This is a genomic window from Rhodoferax sp. BLA1, assembly GCF_013416775.1.
Lineage (GTDB): Bacteria > Pseudomonadota > Gammaproteobacteria > Burkholderiales > Burkholderiaceae_C > Rhodoferax.
The window spans coordinates 37,293-62,174 of sequence record NZ_SZVI01000002.1; the positions used below are offsets into that span (position 1 = coordinate 37,293).

General features: G+C 59.9%; 22 protein-coding genes. 7 read left to right on the forward strand and 15 right to left on the reverse strand.

Translation table 11 applies throughout. The features are described 5' to 3' along the window. Positions 1-34 precede the first annotated feature (34 nt). A complete protein-coding gene (locus FDG13_RS03295) occupies positions 35-1,018 on the reverse strand; it encodes a sulfate ABC transporter substrate-binding protein (protein ID WP_255435078.1) in 984 nt (327 codons plus the stop codon). A gap of 68 nt (positions 1,019-1,086) precedes the next feature. Beyond that, on the reverse strand, positions 1,087-1,644 hold the full coding sequence (locus FDG13_RS03300; protein ID WP_180125396.1) for an alpha/beta hydrolase: 558 nt from the start codon (positions 1,642-1,644) through the stop codon (positions 1,087-1,089). 179 nt (positions 1,645-1,823) lie between these two features. Here FDG13_RS03300 and FDG13_RS03305 point away from each other — a divergent pair, with 179 nt between their 5' ends. Together FDG13_RS03305 and FDG13_RS03310 are read left to right on the forward strand one after the other, a co-directional pair. Beyond that, positions 1,824-2,192, forward strand: coding sequence for a hypothetical protein (locus FDG13_RS03305; RefSeq protein WP_180125397.1), 369 nt, complete (start codon positions 1,824-1,826; stop codon positions 2,190-2,192). Between the two features lie 82 nt (positions 2,193-2,274). Then, complete coding sequence (locus tag FDG13_RS03310; RefSeq protein ID WP_180125438.1) at positions 2,275-2,787, forward strand: DUF6803 family protein; 513 nt, start codon at positions 2,275-2,277, stop codon at positions 2,785-2,787. A gap of 190 nt (positions 2,788-2,977) precedes the next feature. Here the strand turns inward: FDG13_RS03310 and FDG13_RS03315 are convergent, their stop codons facing one another. Next, positions 2,978-4,396, reverse strand: coding sequence for a PLP-dependent aminotransferase family protein (locus FDG13_RS03315; protein ID WP_180125398.1), 1,419 nt, complete (start codon positions 4,394-4,396; stop codon positions 2,978-2,980). Positions 4,397-4,470: 74 nt separating this feature from the next. Between FDG13_RS03315 and ccoG the strand changes: the two genes are divergently transcribed. Continuing rightward, positions 4,471-5,913: a cytochrome c oxidase accessory protein CcoG gene (gene ccoG / locus FDG13_RS03320; RefSeq protein ID WP_180125399.1), complete on the forward strand. Its 1,443-nt coding sequence runs from the start codon at positions 4,471-4,473 to the stop codon at positions 5,911-5,913. On the opposite strand, the gene mnmD is transcribed toward ccoG, so the two are convergent. The 5 genes from mnmD to FDG13_RS03345 all read right to left on the reverse strand — a co-directional run bounded on the left by mnmD (position 5,898) and on the right by FDG13_RS03345 (position 10,727). Next, positions 5,898-6,629: a tRNA (5-methylaminomethyl-2-thiouridine)(34)-methyltransferase MnmD gene (mnmD, locus tag FDG13_RS03325; RefSeq protein WP_180125400.1), complete on the reverse strand. Its 732-nt coding sequence runs from the start codon at positions 6,627-6,629 to the stop codon at positions 5,898-5,900. The two genes, ccoG and mnmD, sit on opposite strands and share 16 nt — an antisense overlap. Before the next feature lie 97 nt (positions 6,630-6,726). Then, complete coding sequence (locus tag FDG13_RS03330; RefSeq protein WP_180125401.1) at positions 6,727-8,022, reverse strand: O-acetylhomoserine aminocarboxypropyltransferase/cysteine synthase family protein; 1,296 nt, start codon at positions 8,020-8,022, stop codon at positions 6,727-6,729. A gap of 65 nt (positions 8,023-8,087) precedes the next feature. Then, positions 8,088-8,885: a MetQ/NlpA family ABC transporter substrate-binding protein gene (locus FDG13_RS03335; protein WP_180125402.1), complete on the reverse strand. Its 798-nt coding sequence runs from the start codon at positions 8,883-8,885 to the stop codon at positions 8,088-8,090. 137 nt (positions 8,886-9,022) lie between these two features. Then, on the reverse strand, positions 9,023-9,688 hold the full coding sequence (locus tag FDG13_RS03340) for a methionine ABC transporter permease (RefSeq protein ID WP_180125403.1): 666 nt from the start codon (positions 9,686-9,688) through the stop codon (positions 9,023-9,025). Beyond that, positions 9,681-10,727, reverse strand: coding sequence for a methionine ABC transporter ATP-binding protein (locus FDG13_RS03345; protein ID WP_180125404.1), 1,047 nt, complete (start codon positions 10,725-10,727; stop codon positions 9,681-9,683). The genes FDG13_RS03340 and FDG13_RS03345 overlap by 8 nt, the downstream gene beginning before the upstream one ends. Positions 10,728-11,321: 594 nt before the next feature. Between FDG13_RS03345 and FDG13_RS03350 the strand changes: the two genes are divergently transcribed. Both FDG13_RS03350 and FDG13_RS03355 read left to right on the forward strand, forming a co-directional pair. Further along, a complete protein-coding gene (locus tag FDG13_RS03350; protein ID WP_180125405.1) occupies positions 11,322-12,383 on the forward strand; it encodes a hypothetical protein in 1,062 nt (353 codons plus the stop codon). Positions 12,384-12,738: 355 nt separating this feature from the next. Further along, complete coding sequence (locus FDG13_RS03355; protein WP_180125406.1) at positions 12,739-14,094, forward strand: hypothetical protein; 1,356 nt, start codon at positions 12,739-12,741, stop codon at positions 14,092-14,094. Between the two features lie 52 nt (positions 14,095-14,146). Here the strand turns inward: FDG13_RS03355 and FDG13_RS03360 are convergent, their stop codons facing one another. The 6 genes from FDG13_RS03360 to FDG13_RS03385 all read right to left on the reverse strand — a co-directional run bounded on the left by FDG13_RS03360 (position 14,147) and on the right by FDG13_RS03385 (position 20,986). Beyond that, positions 14,147-14,413, reverse strand: a complete 267-nt coding sequence (locus FDG13_RS03360; RefSeq protein ID WP_180125407.1) for a hypothetical protein — start codon at positions 14,411-14,413, stop codon at positions 14,147-14,149. 163 nt (positions 14,414-14,576) lie between these two features. Next, positions 14,577-15,572, reverse strand: a complete 996-nt coding sequence (locus FDG13_RS03365; RefSeq protein ID WP_370528153.1) for a sulfate ABC transporter substrate-binding protein — start codon at positions 15,570-15,572, stop codon at positions 14,577-14,579. 198 nt (positions 15,573-15,770) lie between these two features. Beyond that, positions 15,771-16,214: a cyclic nucleotide-binding/CBS domain-containing protein gene (locus FDG13_RS03370; RefSeq protein WP_180125408.1), complete on the reverse strand. Its 444-nt coding sequence runs from the start codon at positions 16,212-16,214 to the stop codon at positions 15,771-15,773. 67 nt (positions 16,215-16,281) lie between these two features. Then, complete coding sequence (locus FDG13_RS03375) at positions 16,282-17,337, reverse strand: 2-oxoacid:ferredoxin oxidoreductase subunit beta (protein ID WP_078364997.1); 1,056 nt, start codon at positions 17,335-17,337, stop codon at positions 16,282-16,284. Beyond that, entirely contained in the window at positions 17,334-19,148 is a 1,815-nt protein-coding gene (locus FDG13_RS03380) for a 2-oxoacid:acceptor oxidoreductase subunit alpha (RefSeq protein ID WP_180125409.1), read from the reverse strand. The genes FDG13_RS03375 and FDG13_RS03380 overlap by 4 nt, the downstream gene beginning before the upstream one ends. Beyond that, positions 19,145-20,986 (reverse strand): FAD-dependent oxidoreductase, encoded by a 1,842-nt coding sequence (locus FDG13_RS03385; RefSeq protein WP_180125410.1) that lies wholly within the window; start codon positions 20,984-20,986, stop codon positions 19,145-19,147. Before FDG13_RS03385 ends, FDG13_RS03380 begins: the two co-directional genes overlap by 4 nt. A gap of 220 nt (positions 20,987-21,206) precedes the next feature. Between FDG13_RS03385 and FDG13_RS03390 the strand changes: the two genes are divergently transcribed. Together FDG13_RS03390 and FDG13_RS03395 are read left to right on the forward strand one after the other, a co-directional pair. Next, on the forward strand, positions 21,207-21,722 hold the full coding sequence (locus FDG13_RS03390; protein WP_180125411.1) for a hemerythrin domain-containing protein: 516 nt from the start codon (positions 21,207-21,209) through the stop codon (positions 21,720-21,722). A gap of 140 nt (positions 21,723-21,862) precedes the next feature. Further along, positions 21,863-23,500, forward strand: coding sequence for an NAD-dependent malic enzyme (locus FDG13_RS03395; RefSeq protein WP_218942605.1), 1,638 nt, complete (start codon positions 21,863-21,865; stop codon positions 23,498-23,500). A gap of 45 nt (positions 23,501-23,545) precedes the next feature. Here FDG13_RS03395 and FDG13_RS03400 read toward each other — a convergent pair whose 3' ends face one another. Beyond that, positions 23,546-24,835 (reverse strand): amidohydrolase family protein, encoded by a 1,290-nt coding sequence (locus FDG13_RS03400; protein WP_180125412.1) that lies wholly within the window; start codon positions 24,833-24,835, stop codon positions 23,546-23,548. Positions 24,836-24,882 lie beyond the last annotated feature (47 nt).

Here is a 24,882-nt window from a genome sequence, read left to right on the forward strand (position 1 = left end):
GGACTGACCAGTGGCACAGATCAGAAAAGGCGATTTACTTGACCGTGTAGAGCTTGTCGAACTGGCCGCCGTCGTTGAAGTGCACTTTTTGCGCTTCGGTCAAGGAGCCAAAGTAGTCACTCACCGCAAACAGCTGGATCGGCTTGAAGGTGCTGCTGTACTTGGCCAGGATCTTGGGGTTGCTCGGGCGAATGCCGTGTTTGGCGGCAATTTCCTGGGCTTCGTCCGAGTACAGGTAAGTCAGATAGGCCTTGGCCAGCTCAGCCGTGCCTTTTTTGGCCACGCTGCGCTCCACCACCGCCACCGGGTTCTCCGCAATGATGCTGACCGAGGGGTGGATGGCGTCGACCTTGCCCGCGCCAAACTCGCGGTCCACCGACACCACTTCTGACTCGAACGTGATCAACACGTCACCAATATTGCGTTGCAAAAAGATCGTGGTTGCATCACGCCCGCCCTTGGCCAACACCGGCACGTTCTTGAACAACTTGCCCACAAACTCGGCTGCCTGGGCATCGGTACCGCCGGTTTTGCGCACATAACCCCAGGCCGCCAGGTAGGCCATGCGGCCGTTGCCGCCGGTCTTGGGGTTGACCACAATCACCTTCACATCGGGTTTGACCAGGTCGTTCCAGTCCTTGATGTTTTTGGGATTGCCATTGCGCGTCAGGAACAGCATGGTTGATGAGGTGGGGGCCGCGTTGTGCGGGAAGCGTTTGGCCCAGTCTTTGGCCACGATGCCGCTGCTGGCCAGGAAATCCACATCTGTGGTGGTGTTCATGGTGACCACATCGGCGTCAAGCCCGTCATTCACCGCACGCGCCTGGGCGCTGGAGCCGCCATGCGATTGGTCAATCTTGACGTCTTTGCCGGTGGTTTTTTTGTAGTTGGCGACAAAAGCGGTGTTGTAGTCCTTGTAGAACTCGCGCGCCACATCGTAGGAGGCATTCAACAAGGTGGTCTGTGCAGACACAAAAGTTGTAGCTGTCAGCCCAATTGCCGCAAGGGCTAGAGTCATATTTTGTTTGAATTTCATGGGTGTCCTTGGCAGAAAAAAAGGTGATGTCAAAAGGCTTGCGATAGGTATCAGGCGGCTACAGCCACCGGCGGTGTCTGGCTGTCTGCCTCGATGACCAGTGACTGCAGCAGCGCCAGCCCCAGTGGCCAGGGGCCAAAGCCCGCGTCCAGATTGATGTGGCCGGCATTTTGCAGCCGAACAAATTCACTGCCCCAGGCACGGGCATAAGCACCAGCGGTGCGTACCGGGCAGAACGGGTCGGTGTTGCTGGCCACCAGGATGCTGCTGTAGGGCAGGCGCTGGTAAGGCACCGGGGCAAAGTCGGCCAACACACCCCGGCGCTCGGGGTCGGCTGGTGCTACCAACAAGGCGCCCTGGATGTGGGCCGTCACCTCAGGCGGCAAATGGGTGACGGCGATACAACCCAGGCTGTGCGCCGCCACCACCACCGGCTGGTTTTGCGCCAGGATGGTGCGGCTGATCGACGCCACCCAGGCTTCACGCGATGGCGTGTGCCAGTCGTCCTGCTGCACCCGCACCGCACCCGGCAACTGCGCTGCCCAGAGGCTTTGCCAGTGGCCGGGTGGCGAGTCTTGCCAGCCGGGAACGATGACGATCGGGACCATGATGGGGGGTGTTTGCTGAAGCTACATATGAAACAAGGCCGCATTGTGGGTTGGCTCGGTTCAAACACAAACGACTTAATTTCTATTTGCTTATCTGGATTCCGACATATCAAACGTCTGGTCGTCCGCCCTTTGTCAGCGTACTCCTACAATGAGCGCTCCTTCTGAACACCGCCCGCATGTCGTTTTGCACCAGACTGTTCTTTGTCTTTGTCACCCTGTTTGTGCTGGTGGCGGCGCCAGCTCGCGCGTGTGAACTGATGTCCTCGCCCAGCGTTTCTGCGGCATCACACCACCCGGCTGCGACACCCGTGGCGGACTTGCAGGCAGTGGCTGGTTCAGCTGACGCTCAGGCGCCCTGCAAGACGGAAACCTCCAACTGCTCCAGTTGCACCAGCTGTGCGGTGTGTGCCTGCCTGTGTGTGGGTTTGGCCAAACCCCTGAGCAGCGTTGTGGCGATCTCAAGCGCCATGGCCCTGCCGAACTGGACAGCTGAGCCGATGGCCAGCCAAGTTGCCGCGCCCGAACTCAAACCCCCTCGCGTCTGATTCTCCTGTTCTTGCTGTGACCCCCTTGCATGCTGCAGGGCGGTCGTTTCACTCGTTCACATTTGGAGAATTCATCGTGTCTATGACGCATTACATGGAGTTGCTGGCGCAAAACCAGCCCTGGAACCTGATCCTATTTATGGCCATCCCGGTCATCCTGGCCGAAACCGTGGCCATCACCGAGCTGTACATCCTTTTCTCTCGCCAATTCCACGGCGGCGTGCGCCAGATCAATCGCAGCGCCAGCATTGTGGGTGGTGTGTATTTTTGTGGGGTGTTTGTCTACCTGATGGCCACCGCCGTGATCCCGCTGACCACCTCGGGTGGCTGGCGTGGTGCGGCAGACGTGATTGCCGTGGGGTTTTACCTGTCGGGCATCGTGCCGCTGCTGGGCCTGGCCTTGCTTGACCTGGGGCTGATCGGCAAAGGACGCACAGAGGAGGGCAAGCTCAAGTTACACGCCACCTTTGTCGCGATCTTCCTGGTGGTGGCGCACGTGGCCATGATCTTTGGCATGCTGGACCCGTCGCTGCTCATGAGCCAAGCCCCGGAGGTGATGCAAAACATGGGCGCCATGCCCGGTATGAACCACTGAGCGGTCTTGGTGGCAAGGGGGCCGACGCTTGTGCTGGCCCCCTCGCCCATGTGGCGGCGACACCGGGCAGGCAAGAAGAGGCTCAAGGTGGAACAAGCGTCGCCCTGCATTTTAGGCATTATTTTGACCCCTAGCCCTTTTGCATAATGGGCTTGTAGCTATGACTTTTGTAGCAAAGCAGGCGTAATGCTTAACCGCTCAGCAACTCACACGCCAGCTCGCCAACCCGTTTGAGCGCGTCTTCAAAGCGCGCATCGGAGAGCTGGCCGTAGTTCAGCCGCAGGCAGTGGCAAAAGCGTTGGTCGGCAGAAAACAGGTGGCCAGGGGCGATGCTGATGTGTTCGGCCAGTGCCCGGCGCTGTAACACCAGGGCATCCGCCTGCGGTGGCAATTCCAGCCACAAGAAGTAGCCGCCTTGCGGCCGGGTGACACGGGTGCCAGCCGGGAAATGCGCGGCAATCACCTTCAAGGCGACCTCCTGTTGTTGGGCCAGACTCAAGCGCAGTTGGCGCAAGTGGCGCTCAAACTGGCCACCTTGCAGGTAGTCGGCAATCGCCAGCTGCGAAGGAATCGCACTCGACAGCGTGGTCATCAGCTTGAGACGCTGCACCTGCCGGGCAAACCGGCCCGCCGCAACCCAGCCCACCCGATAGCCCGGCGCCAGACATTTGGAGAATGAACTGCAGTGCAGCACCAAACCCTGCTGGTCGTAGGCCTTGGCGGGCGGTGGGCGGTTCAGGCCAAAGTACAGCTCGCCGTAAACGTCGTCTTCAATCAGCGGCACCTGGTGCTCTGCCAGCAATTGGACCAAGGCCTGTTTGCGGGGTTCGGGCATCAGGCTGCCCAGCGGGTTCTGGAAGTTCGGCATGAACCAGCAGGCTTTCACCGGGTGGGCCTGCAACACCGCCTCCAGCGAGGCCAGGTCGATGCCGTCGCGCGGGTGGGTCGCGACCTCGACCGCGCGCAACTTGAGCCGCTCCAGCGCCTGCAACGCCGAATAAAACGTGGGTGACTCCACCGCCACCACATCACCGGGCTGGGTCACGGCCTGCAGGCACAGGTTCAGGGCCTCCATCGCACCGTTGGTGATCACCACCTCGTCCATGGCCAGCGTGGTGCCGTGGCTGGCATAACGCAGGCAAATCAAGCGGCGCAGGCGCTCGTTGCCCTGGGTCAGGTCTTCCACCAGTCGTTCAGGCGCCAATTGCCGCATCGCGGGTGTCAGGCAACGCGCCAGTTTGTCCAGCGGGAACAGCGCCGGGCTCGGAAAGGCCGAACCCAGCGGCACCACATCGGGCTGGCGGGTGGACTCCAGCACCTCAAACACCAGATCACTGATGTTGACGGCGGTGGCGGCGGCGCCTGGCGGCGCGGTGCTTGGCTCGGCCTGCAGCGGCTGGGCTTGTGTCTTGACGTAGTAGCCAGAACGCGCGCGCGCCTCGATCAAACCCTGCGCTTCGAGCAGGTAATAGGCGGCAAACACCGTGGCCGGGCTGATCTGCCTGCTGGCACTGGCCTGGCGCACTGACGGCAGGCGCTCACCGGGGCGCAGGGTCTGGGCCTTGATTAGCCGGGCGATGTCCTGGGCATAGTGTTCGTAACGTTTCATGGGTGCAACTGATATGGTTTTTTTCTCAGAAACTGAATCTACCATTTCAGATGCGCCTGCGGCATCCTTGATGTATGTCACGAAAGACCATTCCCATCCTGCCCATTGCTGACAGTGCCACCGACAGTGGCCTGTTTGTGATGGATGCCAAAAACAAGATTTATGTACGTGCCGTCACCGGCCGGTTCGCCGCCTGGCGCTGGGCGGCGGTGTGGCTGACCCAACTGGTGTTTTACGGCCTGCCCTGGTTGTCCTGGAACGACCGCCAGGCGGTGTTGTTTGACTTGGGGCAGCAGCGCTTTTATTTGTTTGGCCTGGCGCTGTACCCGCAAGACCTGATTTACCTGGCGGTGTTGTTGATGCTGGCTGCCTTGTTGCTGTTTTTTGTGACGGCCGTGGCCGGGCGCATCTGGTGCGGTTTTGCCTGCCCGCAGACGGTCTACACCGAGATTTTCCTGTGGGTGGAGCAGCGCCTGGAAGGCAGCCACCACGCCCGCAAACGACTCGACGCCATGCCCTGGACAGCTGAAAAGATGGCGCGCAAAGGCGGCAAACAGGCGGCCTGGTTGTTGATCAGCCTGTGGACCGGTTTCACCTTTGTCGGCTACTTCACCCCGATCCAGTCCCTCGGCGCAGCAGTGCTGGCGCTGGCCTGGAGCCCGTGGGAGCTGTTCTGGGTCGGTTTTTATGGCCTGGCCACCTATGTCAATGCGGGTTACTTGCGCGAGCAGATGTGCAAACACGCCTGCCCCTACGCTCGGTTTCAAGGCGCGATGATGGACCGCGACACCCTGGTCATTGGGTACGACACAACACGTGGTGAGTCACGCGGCGCACGTTCGCGCAGCGCCGACCCCAAGGCGCTGGGCCTGGGCGACTGTGTTGACTGCACCCTGTGTGTGCAGGTCTGCCCGACCGGCATCGACATCCGCGACGGTTTGCAAAGCAACTGCATTGGCTGCGCCGCCTGTATTGACGTGTGTGACACGGTCATGGGGCAGATGAATTACCCCAAGGGCCTGATCCGATATTCGACCCAGAACGGCCTGGCCAATGGCTGGGACCAGCCGACTTTGCGCAAGCGGGTGTTGCGCAAACGGGTGCTGATTTACGCGGCTTTGCTGTTGGCAGCGGTGCTGGCCTTTGTGAGCAGTGTCGCCCTGCGCAGCCCGATGCGAGTGGATGTGGTGCGTGACCGCGGTGTGATGGCCCGGGTGGTGAATGGGGGCGCGGTGGAAAACGTCTACCGCTTACATGTCATGAACGCCACCGAAGAAGTACAGCGTTACCGGGTGACTGTGCTGGGTCACCCCGATTTGTCCCTGGGCGAACCGCTGGAGCTGGAACTCGGCCCGGTCGAGGCCCGCACCGTGCCCCTGAGTGTGCGCCTGCCGTTCACCGACGCCAGCAGCATGGCCGGGCAGACCTTGCCGATCCAGCTGGAGGTGACTCAGCTTGGGCCAGATGAAGAGCTGGTCAAGGTGCGCGAGAAAACCACGTTTTATGTGCCGGAGTGAGGCGAACCGATAAACACCGCCTCCAGCCGGTCCCGCTTGGGTGGCAGACCCGGGCATTTTTTGACGGAAAACCCGGCGGCTTTTAAGCCGTCACGCACGCGCCGGGCGATCGTGTAAGTGGCCAGGGTTGTTCCAGGCCGACACAACAAAGCCACCGCCTGCAGGGTGGCCGCTGACCACATGTCCGGGTTGATGCTGGGGCTGAACCCATCAAGAAACACCGCGTCAGCCACCCCATCCAGCTGCGGCAACACCTGGGCCACATCACCCACGGCCAGTGTCAACTGCACCCGGCCTTGTAAAAAATCAAAGTGATGGACGCCGGGTGACAGGTTCTGCCAGACACTGGCAAGCTCTTCAGCCAGCGGCGCAATCGGGGTGTGCAGATCCCTCAGTCCCGCCTCAGCCGCCCGCGCAGCACGAACCAAATCAACCGCAGCCACCGGGTAGGCCTCTACCGAAACAAAATGCAGGTGCTGGCAACGCTGCGGGTCGGCCAACCACGCCGCCCAGGTGGCCAGAAAGTTCTGGCCCAGGCCAAAGCCGGTTTCCAGCACGATGAAGTGCTCACGCCCGTGCCAGCCCTGTGGCAAACCACAGCCGCGCAAAAAAACACCCACCGCCTGCACCAGGCCACCGGTACAGGAGTGGTATCTGTCCTGAAAACGGTGGCTGTACGGGCAGCCGTCTGCCAGCCAGTCAACCGACTCAGACATGCTTGTCACATCACACACCCGCTACGTAGGCTAGGCCGCGCCAGCACAGCCCTCCCGTGGGCTGTTGTGTCTGTTGCGGCCTGTCCTGCCGATGTGCTCAGACCGCTGCCAGCGCCGACTGCAGGTCAGCCAGCAGGTCGTCGATGTGCTCGATGCCCACCGACAGGCGCACCGCGTCTTCGGGCACACCGGCTTTGATCAGTTCTGCGGGGGACAACTGGCGGTGCGTGGTGGAGGCCGGGTGGGTGGCCAGCGACTTTGCATCGCCAATGTTGACCAGGCGGGTGAACAGGTTCAGCGCATCCAGGAACGCCGCGCCAGCCTTGCGGCCTTCACCCGGCGCCGACTTGACACCAAAGGTCAGCAAGCCAGAGGCCTTGCCACCCAGGTATTTTTGGGCTAGCGCGTGATCTGGGTGGCTGGGCAGCGCGGCGTAGCTGACCCAGGCCACTTTGGCGTGGCTCTGCAGGAAGTTCGCCACCTTGAGCGTGTTGTCGTTGATGCGGTCCATGCGCAAGGCCAGCGTTTCAATGCCTTGCAGGATCAGGAACGCGTTGAACGGCGACAGCGCTGCACCGGTGTTGCGCAAAGGCACGACGCGGGCGCGGCCAATGTAGGCCGCAGCACCCAGGGCCTCGGTGTAGACCACACCGTGGTAGCTGGCGTCGGGCTCGTTCAGGCGTTTGAAGCGGGCCTTGTGCTCAGCCCAGGGGAACTTGCCCGAGTCCACAATCGCGCCACCAATGCTGGTGCCGTGGCCACCCAGGTACTTGGTGAGGGAATGCACCACGATGTCGGCGCCGTGTTCAAACGGGCGCAGCAGGTAAGGGCTGGCCACCGTGTTGTCCACAATCAGCGGCACACCATGGCGGTGGGCGATCTCGGCAATGGCGGCGATGTCGGTCACCGCACCTTGCGGGTTGCTGATGGACTCGATGAACACCGCCTTGGTTTTGTCGTCAAACAGACCTTCAAAACTGGCCAGGTTGCGCGGGTCGGCAAAACGGGTGGTGATGCCTGAGAGTGGCAAGGTGTGGGCAAACAGGTTGTAGGTGCCGCCGTACAGCGCGCTGCTGGCAATGATGTTGTCACCGGCCTCGGCAATGGTCTGGATGGAGTAGGTCACCGCCGCCTGGCCGGACGCCAGCACCAGCGCGGCCAAACCACCTTCGAGCGCGGCCAGACGCTGCTCCAGCACATCGTTGGTCGGGTTCATGATGCGGGTGTAGATGTTGCCCGGCACCTTCAGGTCAAACAGGTCGGCGCCATGCTGCGCGCTGTCAAAAGCGTAGGCCGCGGTCTGGTAAATCGGCACCGCCACCGCCTTGGTGGTGGGGTCAGGGGAATAACCCGCGTGGACCGATTTGGTTTCAAATTTCCAGGATTCAGACATAAGAGCTCCTTGTGTGAGAGTGGGAAGACCGGTGTTATTTGAAAATTGTAAGAACGTGCCAGGTCTTAGAACCCGGCCAGCACCGCACCCTTGAATTCGGTCTGGATGTACTTGCGAATCTCGTCGGAATGGTAGGCCTTGACCAGCTTGGCCACCCAAGCTTTGTCCTTGTCCTGTTCACGCACCACAATGATGTTGACATAGGGGCTCTTGGCGCTTTCCTGGGCAATGGCATCTTTGGCCGGGTTCAGGCCAGCCGACAAGGCAAAGTTGGTGTTGATGGCGGCAGCGTCCAGATCGTCCAGCGAACGGGCCAGCTGGGCGGCATCCAGCTCAACAAACTTCAGCTTCTTCGGGTTGTCGATCACGTCCAGCGGTGTGGCTTTCAGGCCAGCTTCGGGGCGCAGCTTGATCAGGCCTTTGTCTTGCAGCACCAGCAGCACGCGCCCGCCATTGGTCGGGTCATTGGGGATGCCAAACTTGGCGCCTTGCTTGAGGTCGGTCAGGTTCTTGACCTTTTTGGAGTACAGGCCAATCGGGTAGTTGACGGTGTAACCCGCGCTGACCAGCTTGTAGCCACGGTCTTTGACCTGCTGGTCCAGATAAGGTTTGTGCTGGTAGCTGTTGGCGTCCAAGTCGCCTGCGGCCAAAGCGGCGTTGGGTTGCACATAGTCGCTGAACTCGACGATCTGGATCTTTAGGCCGTCTTTCTCGGCGACTTTTTTGACCTGTTCAAGAATCTGGGCGTGGGGTCCGGCGGTGACACCGACCTTGATCGGTTTGTCCTGCGCCAGCAGCGGGCTGCTCAGGGTGGCGGTCACAGCCAGGGCGAGGACAGATTGGAGAAGGGTGCGTTTTTGCATGATGGGTCCTGTGAAAGTGAAAAGTGTGGAATAACTAAGTATTTAAGATAAATTGGCCTCTAGCCCTTATTGAATCAGGGCCAACAGCTATAAAAAACATATCTCTTGCAGCAAGGGTTGGGCAACATTGGGTCGGCCTACTTGTGGCTCAGCCGCCGCACCGCCCAGTCGCCCAGGCTTTGCACGGCTTGCACAAAAACGATCAACACCAGCACCACGGCCAGCATCACCTCGGGCAAAAAGCGCTGGTAGCCGTAACGGATGCCCAGGTCGCCCAGGCCACCGCCGCCAATGGCACCGGCCATGGCCGAATAACCGGTCAGGCTCACCAGGGTGATGGTCAGCGCCGCCACAATGCCGGGCCAGGCCTCGGGCAGCAGCACCTTGAGCACAATCTGCTGGGTGCTGGCGCCCATGGACTGGGCAGCCTCGACCAGACCGTGGTCGACTTCGTGCAAGGCGGTCTCGATCAGCCGGGCAAAAAACGGTGCGGCAGCAATCGTCAACGGCACCACGGCGGCCATGGTGCCAATCGACGAGCCCGTCAGCAGCCGGGTAAACGGGATGATCGCCACCAGCAAGATGATGAAAGGGGTGGAGCGCACCGCGTTGACCGTGGTGCCCAGCACCCGGTTGAGCAGCGGGTTCGCCAGCACACCACGCGCTTGGGTCAGGTACAGCAGGATGCCCAGCGGCAGGCCCAGCGCCGCACCGACTGCGCCGGAGATGGCGACCATGATGATGGTCTCCCACAGCGAGGTGGCAAACAGCTCCAGCAGTTGGGGGGTGAAGGTGTCAAACATGGCTCAGTTCCTTGTTGTGCACCACCACACCAGCTTCGCGCAGGTGGGCAATGGCGGCGTTGAGTTGCTCGCTGGCGCCGCGCGCGTGCACCGCGAGTGAGCCAAACAGCTGGCCCTGGATGTCATCCACCTGGCCGTGCAGGATGTTGATGTCCAACCCAAAGCGCCGGATCACGTCTGAGAGCAGCGGCTTGGTCGCGTCCTCCCCTGAAAACGCCAGGCGCAGCAACTGCCCCTGGTTGCTGGGCTCAGTGCTCATGAGCTGGCGGATGCGGGTGATCACGCTCTCAGGCAGCTCTTGCGGCAAGATTTCGTCAATCAGGCTGCGGGTGGTGACGTGTTGCGGGTTGGTGAACACCTCCATCACCGCGCCCTGCTCCACGATTGCACCGGCATCGATCACCGCCACGCGGTCGGCCACCTGTTTGATCACCTGCATCTGGTGCGTGATCAGCACAATGGTCAGGCCAAAGTCGCGGTTGATCTGGCGCAGCAGGCCCAGGATGGAACGGGTGGTTTCGGGGTCGAGCGCCGAGGTGGCTTCGTCACACAACAGCACCTTGGGGTTGTTGGCCAGCGCGCGGGCAATGCCCACACGTTGTTTCTGGCCACCACTGATCTGGGCCGGGTAACGGTCACGCAAGTCATACAGACCGACCAGGTCCAGCAGCTCATCCACCCGGCGCTGGATCACGTCCGGGCGCTCATGGACCAGCTCCAGCGGCAGCGCCACGTTCTCAAACACGGTGCGGCTAGAGAGCAGGTTGAAATGCTGAAAGATCATGCCAATCTGGTGCCGGGCACTGCGCAACTCGGTTTGGGACAGGGCGGTGAGGTCGGCACCGTTCACCCGCACCTGGCCCTGGGTGGGTCGGTTGAGCAGGTTAACGACACGGATCAGCGAGCTTTTGCCCGCACCGCTGCGGCCAATCACGCCAAAAATTTCACCGGCAGGCACCCGCAGGTCAATACCGCGCAGGGCGTGCACCGGCGCCGGATGGCCCGGGTAGGTGAGGTGGATGTTGTCTAGTTCAATCATGGGGGTTTGCCACAACGCAGCGCCCGTCAACATACGGGTTGGCTGCTGCGCTTGGCGGTGTAGTTCTGTGGAGTGACTTCTGACGATGGAGATCGCATGCATAACAAAATGCGGGGGTGCGATTTTGCAGGCACTCAGTCAAAACCGAAACGACTGTTTTGTCATGTCCTTATGGCTGGAAACGTATATGCGGGGTTTCATGGGCTTGCTGCATCCGCTGATCAGATTGCAACTGGCTGGGCATTGGCATCGATCAGATCGACAGTCAGCGGTGTGGTTCTGGACTCTGATAATCAAACTGCGGTTGTGACCTAGTTGCAGTCCTTCACGAACGGCAGCTATATGGCGTTGTGTTGGAAGACCTCGGAGGTCGGAACTCGATGCTCTCACCCGGATTTCAATAGATTACGTAGGGTAAGGTCCCCACTATTGCAAATCAAGCTGATAGACTGGATCGGTCGATGGCGTTTAAATAGTTTGCCGGGGACAAGACACTTCCCGGGAAACTTCATGAACTGTCTATTTCGCAATTCCCATATCTGTCAGCAAGTTTTGCGAAATTGATTTCGTTAGGCACCCCTAGTCGTTACCACTATGAACGATCAAGAATACGAGGACTTTCTCTCAAGCTACCGTCGTGCAAAAGAGGAGGAGCAACGTAGGGAAATCGAAGCAAACGCAAACGTCATTCGAGACTTCAAGGCCTACGCCTTGACGAAAGGTGTTGAACTTTTCAACGAGAGCTTCTCGTACACACACATCACTGGACTCCTTGCCTCGGCGCCTGGAATCACGCTCAAACTCCTTCAGGGAATAGAGAAAGAGCGAGATGGTTTGTATGCCGTCCAGACTCTATCCAAAAAATTTCAGAGTATTCCGTTTCAGGCTGGACTGCTTCGAAATGATCGATTTGTACTTTTAGCACATCCTCACTTTCGTCGCGGTTATCACGAGCTGAATAACTATGCCCCGCTCTTCATCGACCTATTTTGGCAGTTTGAAAATCCATCTGTGTCAAAGTACATCGCGCTGGATGAGGATCGCGTCCGAATAAATTTAGATAGCAGAGCTTATATCGAACTCGATACGTGGTTTGGTGCACCATTCGACGAGCGTGTTGCAGCCATACCCAACGGCATGTGCAAGCTCAGACCACCTCTCGACATTGATCAACGCCACCTGTCCGCCTTCTTCGAAAACTCGTACTGTCTAGACATCAAATGGTCGCAGGACGGCCCGATCAAGACATTTCAAGCGCTGGAGATGAAATCCGAAGATGTGAAGATGGAGATGGAGGGAAAGATATTTTTCCCCGCCCGCTACATCCACGCAGAATTTGATATCGACGCAAACACATTTCGGCACTTTGATGGGGCGATGCAGTATTACTCCAAAGAAGAATATTTCTTGCGCAGAGATTCCGACTTCAATTACAACGCAAAAAATCACGCACAAATCAAGTCCCGGTCTCGCAAGTTGTTCAAGTTAAATGGACCGGTGCAAGTTCAAACGTGGGTAGAACTATGTTGCCACTACTTTGCAGGCAATCCCTTGACGTTCGAGTATTTTTGTGGGGCGTATCCCCAATATGTCAATGAAGCATTGGAGAGGATTAGAGCGCGGCCGTTAACAATCGGGGACGCTGATCCAACATAGCTTTAGGCTATTTTTCCTCGTAGAGGATTAAATATCTGAACCGAAGAAGAAGTTGACGCTATGGAGAATCTTGCATTTGGCTGGCAATGACTAGGTGTGAGAACTCCCAATGGTCAGTTTTGAGGCGGTTTTATACGTTTGAGTTGCCGTTTGGGTTTGTTGTCCGGCAGGATGTGGCTTTAGGGAGTGACCAAGCGTGAGTAATCTAGATACAGGGTGGTCTCACCCCCGACAGCGTGAGTTACCGTATGCAGATACGGTTATTGACTCGGACTCAAACTCGTGGGGATGGCTCCGCAGCGCTTCTGGCGCGACTGCTTCGGAGACTAAGCTTTTACAGTTGGTCCGAAAGTCAATGCTCTCTTTGTGGAGCATCCCCGGTCCCTACACCGACGAAGGGTTAGCCAGCAGTGGTTCGGGCAAAGAGCTCTGCGATCTCATGGTGATCTTCGGTGACGACATCCTTCTCTTTTCGGACAAGGACTGTGCATTTCCAACACATGCGGACGTCAGAGTCTCATGGACACGTTGGTATCGGCACGCCATTGAAAAATCTGCTAAGCAGCTTGTCGGCGCAGCTGGATCGCTAAAACGATCTACGACTCGAATCTTTACAAATGCTAGGTGTACAACAAAAGTACCGTTAAACCTCCCCGATCCGGCACAAATGCGCGTGCACTTAATCGCAGTGGCTCATGGGGCGGTTAGCGCTGCAGAGCGCTATTGGGAGGCCTATGGGGGGAGCGGTGGCAGCTCCGGCAGTCTGATGCTGAACACAGGACTTGAGGGAAGAGATCACGAACATGCGCCGTTCCAAATTGGTTGGCCACTTGGTCGGAATAAGTTCATCCACGTGCTTGACGACCTTACCCTCTCGCTGCTACTGGAAGAGCTTGACACTGTCGCTGATTTCACCGACTACCTAGCCAAGAAGGAGGCCCTCCTTGGAAAGGCTGGATGTGAGTTCATCATTCCCGGCGAGGAGGATTTGCTTACGGCCTACATCTCCAATGTCAGTCTAGAGGGCGCGCACAGTTTTCCTGACTTCGAAGCGGACTCAACCATCGTAATGCAAGAAGGTTCTTGGGAAAAATTCCGCAAGACCGGCCCGTATACATCACGCGCGACTGCAGCTTCCCTCAGCTATCTCTGGGATGACTTAATCGAGTACCAAGCATCTCATGTGATTCATGGCAGCACCGATCACTTTTTTGTCGGAAGAGAGTCGCAACGTGCAGATGGCAACGAGCGCGTGTTACGTGTAATGGCAAGCGAAAACCGTCGTGCAAGGAGCCCGCTCGGGGCAACTCTACGTGAAGGCAGAGCCATCTCATCAGATCACAAACGCTTTTTCCGAACTGTCGTACAGCCTGGCCGAAAGCGACTCTATTGCTTTGTCTTTCTGCCTTTTTTTCCTGATCAGCAGGAGCACTCTGAATATCGACAGTACCGCCAGTACCTATTGCACCTTTATTCTGAAGGTGCACTGCTGCATTTCAATGAAGCTAGGGAAATCATTGGTATTGCCATAGCGCCCTATGACAGTGAACTTGTGTCCGTAGACTTCATGTACTTCGACGTATACGACAGCCAGATAAGCCCGCAAGATCGTCAGCAACTTGTAGATCAGCTACGGGCGGAAAACCTCTGGAATACAAATGTACGCGTTCGCGCCGGTGAATGGGGTGAATCAGCTAACCAACCGCGCTGAAATGGGTGTGCGAGCTGTATTGCGATTGAGTGGCCGCGACATGCAAACATCGTCAAGATGGCCGCACCGGCTTTGCCCTGCGCTTGGTCGCCAACAACGGCGACTCGCCATACCTGGGCGCAGCAAACTTTTGCGGCGGCGTGGGTTTCGCGACGCCGACCTCTATGGTCAGTGCCTTGATGTCAGGCACCGGTATGCTGATGTGCTGATTCAGGCGGTTCAGTCCATCGTTCCAGTGCCACAGCATGCGTGCGCCAACCGGGTCGAAACCGGGGGTGTGCTTAATGTGCTGGATGATCTCAGGAATGGTGGATGCCACCGCTGTGCTGACCGTTCAATGAGTTCACGCTGGCGGGGTGGGTCGATGCCCAGAAATACCTGCAGCCGCCGCCTTGCGCTCCCGCCCGCGCACCGTGTGCCTTTGTTCTTCTTTCAAGGGACCCTGATAGGTGACAGCGAACAGGTGTGTGCGGCCTGGGTGCTTATTTCTTGGTGTAAATCTGATCAAAACTGCCGCCATCGGCAAAGTGCTCCTTGTCCGCCTTGGCCCAGCCACCAAAGGCCTGGTCAATCGTGAACAGGTTGAGTTTGGCAAACTGGTGCGCGTATTTGGCTTTGGCTTTTTCCGACACGGCCGGGCGGTAGAAATTCTTGCCCGCGATGTCCTGGCCCTCTTCGGTGTACAGGTACTCCAGATAGGCCTGCGCCACGGCACGGGTGCCCTTCTTGTCCACGTTTTTATCGACCACCGCCACGGCAGGCTCGGCCAAGATGCTCAAAGACGGTGCCACGATGTCAAACTTTGAGCCGAATTCCTTTTCCAGCAGGTAGGCTTCGTTTTCCCAGGCGATCAACACGTCGCCCTGGCCACGCTGTGCAAAGGTGATGGTGGAACCACGCGCACCGGTGTCCAGAATAGGCACATTGGCAAATAACTTGGCGACAAATTCCTTGGCCTTGGCGTCACCGCCGTATTTGCGTTTGGCAAACTCCCAGGCCGCCAGGTAGTTCCAGCGGGCACCACCGGACGTCTTGGGGTTGGGCGTGATCACGCTGATACCGGGTTTGATCAGGTCATCCCAATCCTTGATGCCTTTGGGGTTGCCCTGGCGCACCGCCAGCACGATGGTCGATGTGTAGGGTGAGGAGTTGTGCGGCAGCTTCTTTTGCCAGTCTGCCGCCAGCCAGCCACCATGTTTGACCAGTGCGTCGGTGTCACCGGCCAGTGCCAGGGTGGCCACATCAGCGTCCAGGCCGTCGATGATGGAACGCGCTTGCTTGCCCGAACCACCGTGGGATTGTTTGATGGTCACGTCCTGGCCGGCCTTGGCTTTCCAGTACTTGGCAAACGCGGCATTGAACTCGACATAAAGTTCACGTGTGGGGTCGTAAGAGACGTTGAGCAGGGTGACGGCTTGCTGCGCCTGGGCAACCAGACTGCCTGTGACCAGGACGGCCGCAGCGGCAAGATTAAAAATACGGCGGGAAATGGGTCGGGAGATGTGTCGAGAAAAGCGGAGACTTGGGTTCACGGTGGGATCCTCAGAAAACATTGCGTTGATGCAATGAGGCGGATTCTGGGAGACAACCGTTCAAACTGGAACTACTGAATTCTCATTTCCTAATTACAAAATCATCTACCCTGAAGCCACCTGAACCCGAGGTGCTGGCGCCGCTCAACCCAGGGCGTCATTCACCTGTTCGTTGAATTCAGCCAGGTTGACGGCAGCGTGGACCTCGCGCGGCAGCGCGTCACGCAGGCAGAACACACCCAGGATCTTGTGACCGTCGGTACTGACCACCGGCAGGTGCCTAAAACCACGCTCAATCATCATCAGCACCGCGTCGGCCACCTTGGTTTCGGGGTTGACGCAGTGCGGGCTGCGGGTCATGACCTCGGCCACGGTGGTGCGGCTCGGGTCGACGGTCTTGGCCAGCACCCGGTTGATCATGTCGCGTTCGGTCACGATACCCAGCATGGTCTTGTTGGTGTCAATCACCAGCACACTGCTGCTGTTGGTGCGCATCATCACGCAGGCCGCCGCATGCACCGTGGCCGTTGGCAAAACACTGATGACGTGGCGTTGCGCCATCGATTGGGAAACAGTGCGTTCGGGCATGGTGAGGGCTCCTTGTGACGGCTGGATGGGTGGGATGTTGAAGAGGCTGGGATGTGGGGGTCTGTGTTTAACGCAGTGCGGCGTTGATCTTGTCGAGCGCTTTTTGGCCCGGGTTGAGCTGGGCCGCGTTCAGGGTGTTGAGGGGCTGGGCCGTGGTGTTGAGCGCGGTGTGTAAATCGGTAGCCAGCGGGTCGATGTAGAGCAGGCCGGTCAAAATTTCGCCCAGGGCTGCATGGGTCTGCATGTAGCTCATGGCGGCGTACCGGTCGGTCGGGTCGTAGTCGGTGTGCAACTTGCGCAGGCGCAGCAGGCTGCCGTCGTGTTGTTCCACTTCCACCAGTGCGCCGGGTGGGTAGTCGGTCGTGATTTCTTGGCCTGGCTCCATGAAGTCAATGCGGCTCACGGCCTCGTTGTGCTGGCGCACATAGTCGTAACTCTTGGTGCTGCCGCTGTGGTTGTTGAAGGTCACGCAAGGGCTGATGACGTCGATAAAAGCAGCGCCACCGTGTTCCATGGCGCCTTTGATCAGGGGCACCAGCTGCGCCTTGTCACCCGAGAAACTGCGCGCCACATAGGTGGCGCCCAGCTGCAGGGCAATGCCCACCAGGTCCACCGGGCTTTCGCTGTTGACAACACCTTTCTTGCTCTTGGAGCCGCGGTCGGCGGTGGCCGAGAACTGACCCTTGGTCAGGCCATAAACACCATTGTTTTCAACGATGTAGGCCATGCGTACACCACGGCGCATGGCATTGGCAAACTGCCCCAGGCCAATCGAGGCCGAGTCACCGTCACCCGACACGCCCAGGTACAACAACTCGCGGTTGGCCAGGTTGGCGCCGGTGAGCACACTGGGCATGCGCCCATGCACCGTGTTGAAGCCGTGTGAGGCACCCAAAAAGTAGTCCGGCGTTTTGGAGCTGCAGCCAATGCCCGAGAGTTTGGCGACGCGGTGTGGCTCAATGTTGAGGTCCCAGCAGGCCTGGATGATGGCCGCCGAGATCGAGTCGTGACCACAACCAGCGCACAGGGTCGAGATGCGGCCCTCGTAGTCACGCCGGGTGTAGCCAACCTGGTTGGTGTGCAGCGTGGGGTGATGCAGCCGGGGTTTGGCAATAAAGGTCATACAAGCTCCTTGGCCACGCTGTCGTGGATGGTCCGGATGATGAAGCGTGCGGTGATCGGTGTTCCGTCGTAATGCAGCACCCGGACCAGCTTGGCCGGGTTGATTTCCAGCTCGTTGATCAGCAGGGTGCGCATCTGGCCGTCACGGTTCTGTTCGGCCACAAACACCTTGTCATGGGCCGCAATGAACTCGGAGACCGAGTCCGGGAACGGAAAGGCGCACAGGCGCATGGCGTCCACGTAGACACCGTTGCGCTCCAGCACGTCGAGCGCCTCGCGCATGGCCGGGCTGGTGGAGCCGTAGTAGATGACACCCAGCCGGGTGGGCTGTTGCGCTGGTCGAAACACCGGCTGTGGCACCAGGGTGGCGGCGGTGATGAACTTGCGCAGCAAGCGCTCCATGTTGTAGATGTAGTCGGGACCGGCTTCCGAGTACATGGCTTGCGGGTTGCGTGAGGTACCGCGTGTGAAAAATGCCCCCTTGCTGGGGTGGGTGCCGGGCAAGGTGCGCCAGGGGATGCCGTCGCCGTCCACATCGCGGTAACGGCCAAAGGGTTTGCCCGCTTCGAGCTCTTCGGCACTCATGATCTTGCCGCGGTCATAGGCTTGGGTATCGTCCCAGACGAAGGGTTTGCACAGGCGCTGGTTCATGCCAATGTCCAGGTCGGACATGACAAAAATGGGCGTCTGCAGGCGCTCGGCCAGGTCCAACGCGGCTGCGCTGTGGGTGAAACACTCGTGCGGGTCCTGCGGGAATAACAACACGTGTTTGGTGTCGCCATGAGAGGCGTAGGCACAACTGAGCAAATCAGACTGCTGGGTGCGCGTGGGCATGCCGGTGCTGGGGCCACCCCGTTGTACGTTGATGATGGTCACCGGGATCTCGGCAAAGTAGGCCAGACCGATGAACTCGGTCATCAGCGACACACCGGGGCCCGAGGTGGCGGTGAAGGCCCGCGCGCCGTTCCAGCCAGCGCCCACCACCATGCCAATCGAGGCCAGTTCATCCTCAGCCTGGACGATGGCGAACTTGTGCTGGCCGGTGTCCGGGTCCACCCGGAACTTGCTGCAATACTTCTGGAACGCCTCGGGCACCGAAGTCGATGGTGTGATCGGGTACCAGGCGGCCACGGTGGCGCCGCCGTACACCAGGCCCAGCCCGGCTGCGCTGTTGCCATCGGTGAAGATCTGGTCACCCACGTTGTCAGCGCGTTGCACCCGAATGCCCAGCGGCGCCTGCAGGTGCGCCTTGACGTAGTTGCGGCCCAGATGCAGGGCCTGCACATTGGATTCGAGCAGGCGCTCCTTGCCCTTGTACTGTTCGGCGAACAGTTTCTCGAAAACTTCCGCTTCGACATCCAGCAGCACCGAGAGGGCACCCACATAAATGATGTTCTTGAACAGCTGGCGCTGGCGTGGCTCGCTGTAGGCCTCGTTGGCGATGTCGGTCAGCGGCACGCCGATGGTGAAAACGTCGTCGCGGAACTTGCTGGCGGGCAGGGGGCGGGTGCTGTCGTAGAACAAATAACCACCGGTCTCGACCTCGGCCACATCGGCGTCCCAGGTCTGCGGGTTCATGGCCACCATCATGTCGACGCCACCACGGCGGCCGTGGTAACCCTTTTCACAGACGCGGGCCTCGTACCAAGTCGGCATGCCCTGGATGTTGCTCGGGAAGATGTTGCGCGGACTCACCGGCACACCCATGCGCATCACCGCCTTGGCAAATAACTCGTTGGCCGAAGCCGAACCCGAGCCGTTGACGTTGGCAAACTTGATGACGAAGTCGTTGATGGCTTCAATACGTTTCATGCTGTTTCCTTGGCGGCGCTGGTCGAGGGCTTTGGCTTGCTGTCTCGACAGTGCGGCCCCGCTTGGGTGGTGTTGAGCAAAAACTTCTGCATGTCCCAAGCCCCGGTGGGGCAGCGTTCGGCGCACAGGCCGCAGTGCAGGCAAACGTCTTCGTCCTTGACCAAAATGCGCCCGGTCTTGAGTTCGGCCGAGACATACAGCGCCTGCGCCGTGTGCCGTGCCGGGGCCTTGAGCCGGGTGCGTAATTCGGCTTCGTCACCGTTGGTCGTGAAGCTGATGCAGTCCATCGGGCAGATGTCCACACAGGCGTCGCACTCAATGCAGGTGCCCCGGTTGAACACCGTCTGGACGTCGCAATTCAGGCAGCGGCTGGCTTCCTTGAAAGCGGTGGCGGCATCAAAACCCAGCTCCACCTCCAGTTTGATGCTGGACAGGGCCACGTCGGCCTTGGCCCAGGGCACGGCAAAACGTGTGTCGTTGGACACATCGTTGTGGTAACTCCACTCATGGATGCCCATTTTTTGCGACAACAAATGGGTTCGGGGTGGTGGACGACGGGTCACGTCCTCACCGTTGAGCAGCCGGTCGATCGACACCGCTGCCTCGTGGCCGTGGGCCACGGCGGTGATGATGTTCTTGGGGCCATAAGCCGCATCCCCGCCAAAAAACACCTTGGGCAGGGTCGACTGAAAGGTGCCTTCACCGAGCACCGGCAAACCCCATTTGTCAAAGGCGATGCGGCAGTCAGCCTCGATCCAGGGGAAGGCGTTTTCCTGGCCAATCGCCACCAGCACGGTGTCACATTCCAGCCGCACATCGGGCTCACCGGTGGGCACCAGGCTGCGCCGGCCTTTGGCGTCGTACTCGGCGCGCACGATCTCAAAGGTCATGGCAGTGAGCTTGCCATTCACGTGCTCCACCGACTTGGGCACGTGGTAGTTCAGGATCGGGATGCCTTCGTGCTGCGCATCTTCCTTTTCCCAGGGTGATGCTTTCATCTCCTCAAAGCCGCTGCGCACCACCACCTTGACATCCTTGCCACCCAGGCGCCGGGCCGAGCGGCAGCAGTCCATCGCGGTGTTGCCACCCCCCAGCACAATCACGCGTTCACCCACGGTCGTGATGTGGCCAAACGAGACATTGGCCAGCCACTCGATGCCGATGTGGATGTGGTCTGCGGCCTCCTGGCGGCCCGGCACATCAAGCTCGCGCCCGCGCGGTGCACCACAGCCCACAAAGATCGCATCAAAGTTCTGCGCCAGCAAGGCCCGCATCGAGTCGACGCGTTCCCCGCCACGAAACTTCACCCCCATGTTCAGGATATAGCCGGTTTCCTCGTCAATCACCGACTCGGGCAAGCGAAAACGCGGGATTTGCGAGCGCATGAATCCACCGGCCTTGGCTTCGCTGTCAAACACGGTGACCTCGTAACCCAGCGGCGCCAGGTCACGCGCCACCGTCAGTGAAGACGGCCCGGCACCCACGCAGGCGATGCGTTTGCCGTTGAACGGTGCAACCGTCGGCATGCGCGCCGAAACATCGTCCTTGTGGTCGGCGGCTACCCGTTTGAGCCGGCAGATCGCCACCGGCTCGGGTTTGCTGCCGTTGTTTTCCTCGACCCGACCCCGGCGACAGGCGGGCTCGCACGGGCGGTCGCAAGTGCGGCCCAGAATGCCCGGAAACACGTTGGACACCCAGTTGACCATGTAGGCGTCGCTGTAGCGGCCCTGACCAATCAGTCGGATGTATTCGGGTACCGGGGTGTGGGCCGGACAGGCCCATTGGCAATCCACGACCTTGTGGAAATAGGCCGGGTTGGAGGTGTTGGTGGCTTGCAAAGTTGTCTCCTTGCCCTGTCTGCGGGTGGGGCACCCTGCCACAGGTGAGCGCATGGTACGCCAAGGTTTTTTCCGTGTTCAGGCCTTGTTGGGCAATCTGCAATGACGCTGATCTAGATCAAATGACAACGGGGCTGTAAATCAGCGAAACTCAAAGCGTCGTTGAAGCTACAGGCCTGTCGCCCACATCAACAACGACATTCATTTTCAGGAGTGAGTGATGAAGCCAGTTCCCCAAGCCGACCGTTTTCAAGCGCTGGATGACTGCCACCAGCAGATCCACGAACATCTGGCCCAGCTGACCAGTGTTCTGGAACAAATTCAAGCGGGTGCGGACGAGGCACAGTACCGCGAGCCAGTGCGGGTGATTGAGGCCTTTTTCTCGGCCACAGCGCGCCAGCACCATGCCGAGGAAGAGAAGAATATTTTCCCCAAGCTGCTGGCCAGCGACAACGCCCAGCTGGTGCAGGCGGTGCGCACGCTACAGCAAGACCACGGCTGGATCGAACAAAACTGGCTGGAGCTGGCGCCCATGTTGCGCGCCATTGCCAACGGTGAAGACTGGGTCGACATGGCCGAGCTGCAGCACAACGTCGAGGTGTTTCTGGCCCTGTTGCACGACCACATCGTGCTCGAAGAAACCCTGATCTACCCGGAAGCCAAAGGCCAGTTTGCCGATGAACTGGCGGCCCGTGAGAAACGCCTGGTGGAACAGCCTGATTTGTACAAGAAATAACACTGTAGCCCTTATATTAAAAGGGCATATAGCTATTTTAATAGTAGCAACACAATAGCGCTGCCGCCTTGCGGCAGGCGCACAATGCACCGGCCATGAGTGCTTCATGGCACTGACAACACTATCCGAGGATGTCCCCCATGAAGATCAGCCCCAGCACCATTCCACATGGCATGGCCTTGCTGCAAGACCCCCTGCTCAACAAAGGCACCGCCTTCACCGAGGTCGAGCGTGATGCGCTGGGCCTGCGTGGCCTGCTGCCACCACACGTACAAACCCAGGAGGAGCAGGTCGCCCGCTTTCTGGTCAACATGCGCCGCCTGCCCAACCCGCTGGACAAGTTCATTGCGCTGAGCGGCCTGCATGACCGCAACGAGGGACTGTTCTTCCGCGTGGTGTGTGACAACCTCGACGAGATCATGCCGCTGATCTACACCCCCACGGTGGGGCTGGCGTGCCAGCGTTTTGGCCACATTTTCCAGCGCCATCGGGGCCTGTTCATCAGCATCCATGACCGCGGTCGCATCAGCGAGATCCTGCGCAACTGGCCGCACAAGGCCAGCATCATTGTGGTCACCGACGGTGAACGCATTCTGGGCCTGGGTGACCTGGGCGCCAACGGCATGGGCATCCCGGTGGGCAAACTCTCGCTCTACACCGCTTGCGCGGGTGTGGACCCGGCGATCTGCCTGCCAATCACGCTCGATGTCGGCACCAACAACGAAGAGCTGTTGGCCGACCCGTATTACGTGGGCCTGCGCCGCCACCGGGTGACCGGTGAGATCTACGACGACTTTGTCGACGAGTTCATCAATGCCGCGCGCCAGGTCTTCCCGAACGTGATCATCCAGTTTGAGGACTTTGCCAACCACAACGCCTTTCGGCTGCTGGAGCAGTACCGCAACCAGATCTGCACCTTCAACGACGACATCCAGGGCACAGCCGCCGTGGCGCTGGCGGCCATGTTGTCGGCGCTGCAGGTCAAGGGCACGCAGTTGGCTGACGAGACCTTCCTGTTCCTCGGTGCCGGTGAAGCCGCCACCGGCATTGCCGACCTGCTGGTCGCGGCCATGGTGTCACAGGGCCTGACGCCCGAGCTGGCGCGCCAGCGCTGCTGGCTGGTGGACTCCAAAGGCCTGGTGGTGCAGTCGCGCAGTGGCCTGGCCGCGCAAAAACAACCCTACGCCCATGCGCATGCCGAGGTCGACAGTTTCCTGGCGGCGGTGCAGGCGCTGCGCCCCACCGCCATCATTGGGGTGGCCGCAGTCGGTGGCGCCTTCAACACCGAGGTGTTGCAGACCATGGCCGAGATCAACCCGCAACCGATTGTGTTTGCCCTGTCCAACCCCACCTCCAAAGCAGAATGCACCGCCGAGGAGGCCTACACCGCCACCCAAGGGCGCGCCCTGTTCGCCTGCGGCAGCCCGTTTGACCCGGTGGTCTACCAGGGCAACACCCTGGTGCCGCGCCAGGGCAACAACGCCTACATCTTCCCGGGCCTGGGTCTGGGCGCCATCAGCTGCGGGGCCAAACACATCACCGACGAAATGTTCCTGGCAGCGGCCCACACCCTGGCGGCATCGGTCACGCCTGAAGATCTGGCGCAAGGCAGCCTGCTGCCGCCGCTGACCCGTGTGCGGGAGGTCTCGGTGCAAATTGCGGTGGCGGTGGCCGAGGTGATTTTCGAGCAGGGCCTGGCGTCCAAGTCGCGGCCGGAAGACCTGCCTGCGCTGGTGCGAGCCCACGTGTACGACCCGCGCTACGTCTCTTACGTTTGAGAAACCCACCCCGGCAGTGCCGGGGTGGTGAGCCAAGACCCGGTGTCAGTCGAAACCGGGGGTGTCAGGCATCCAGCGGGTTTGCCCGGGCCGACTGGGCAGATGCAGCTGGGCGACCGTGGCCGGTGTCTGGGCCAGCAGTTGGCCGCGTTTGAACACCTGCAGCCGGGTGGCGCGCAGGCGCAGCGCCTCCACCGGGTCACGCGCTTGTAACAGCACAAAATCGGCGTGGCAGCCGACCTCCAGCCCATAGTGCTCCAGGCCCAGAGCCCGTGCCGCATTCACCGTGACCGCGTCAAAACACTGGCGCATCGCGGCCTGGCTGGTCATTTGCGCCACATGCAAGCCCATGTGGGCGACTTCAAGCATGTCGCCACTGCCCAAGCTGTACCAGGGGTCCATCACACAGTCGTGGCCAAAGGCCACATTGATGCCTGCGGCCAGCAGCTCGGGCACGCGGGTCATCCCTCGGCGTTTGGGGTAGCTGTCGTGGCGACCCTGCAGAGTGATGTTGATCAGCGGGTTGGCCACCGCGTGCAGCTGCGCCTCCGCCATCAAGGTCATCAGTTTGGACACGTAGTAGTTGTCCATGCTGTGCATCGAGGTCAAGTGCGAGCCGGTAACCCGGCCGTGCAGGCCCAGGCGCTGGGTCTCGAAGGCCAGGGTTTCGACATGGCGCGAGAGCGGGTCGTCCGACTCGTCGCAGTGCATGTCGACCCGCAGGCCACGCTCGGCAGCGAGTTCACACAGCAGTTTGACGCTCTGGGTGCCCTGCTCATACGTGCGCTCAAAGTGGGGAATGCCACCCACCACGTCCACACCCTTGTCCAGCGCACGCTGGAGGTTGGCCAGGGCACCGGGCGCACGCAGCGCACCGTCCTGCGGGAAGGCCACCAACTGCAGGTCGATGTACGGAGCAACCTGTTTTTTGACCGCCAGCAACGCGTCCACCGCCAACAGGCGGTCGTCACACACGTCCACATGGGTGCGGATCGCCAGCAAGCCCTTGGCCACCGCCCAATCGCAGTAAGCCAGGGCGCGTTCAATCAGGGCTTCTTGCGTGAGCAACGGTTTGAGTTCGCCCCATAACGCAATGCCCTCCAACAGCGTGCCCGACTGGTTAACACGCGGCAGGCCGTAGCTCAGGGTGGCGTCCATGTGGAAGTGGGCATCCACAAACGGCGGGCTGAGCAGCTGACCCTGGGCGTCGACGCTGTGGTGCGCCGGGGCCTGCAGACCAGCGGCCACCTCGACGATGTGACCGTCTTGCACAGCCACCGACATGTGCTGGCGGGCGTCGGGCAGGGTGGCGTTGTGGATCAGCAGGTCAAGCATGGGAGTGGGTTGCTATGAATAAAGTAGCTATCAACCCTTTTTTTATA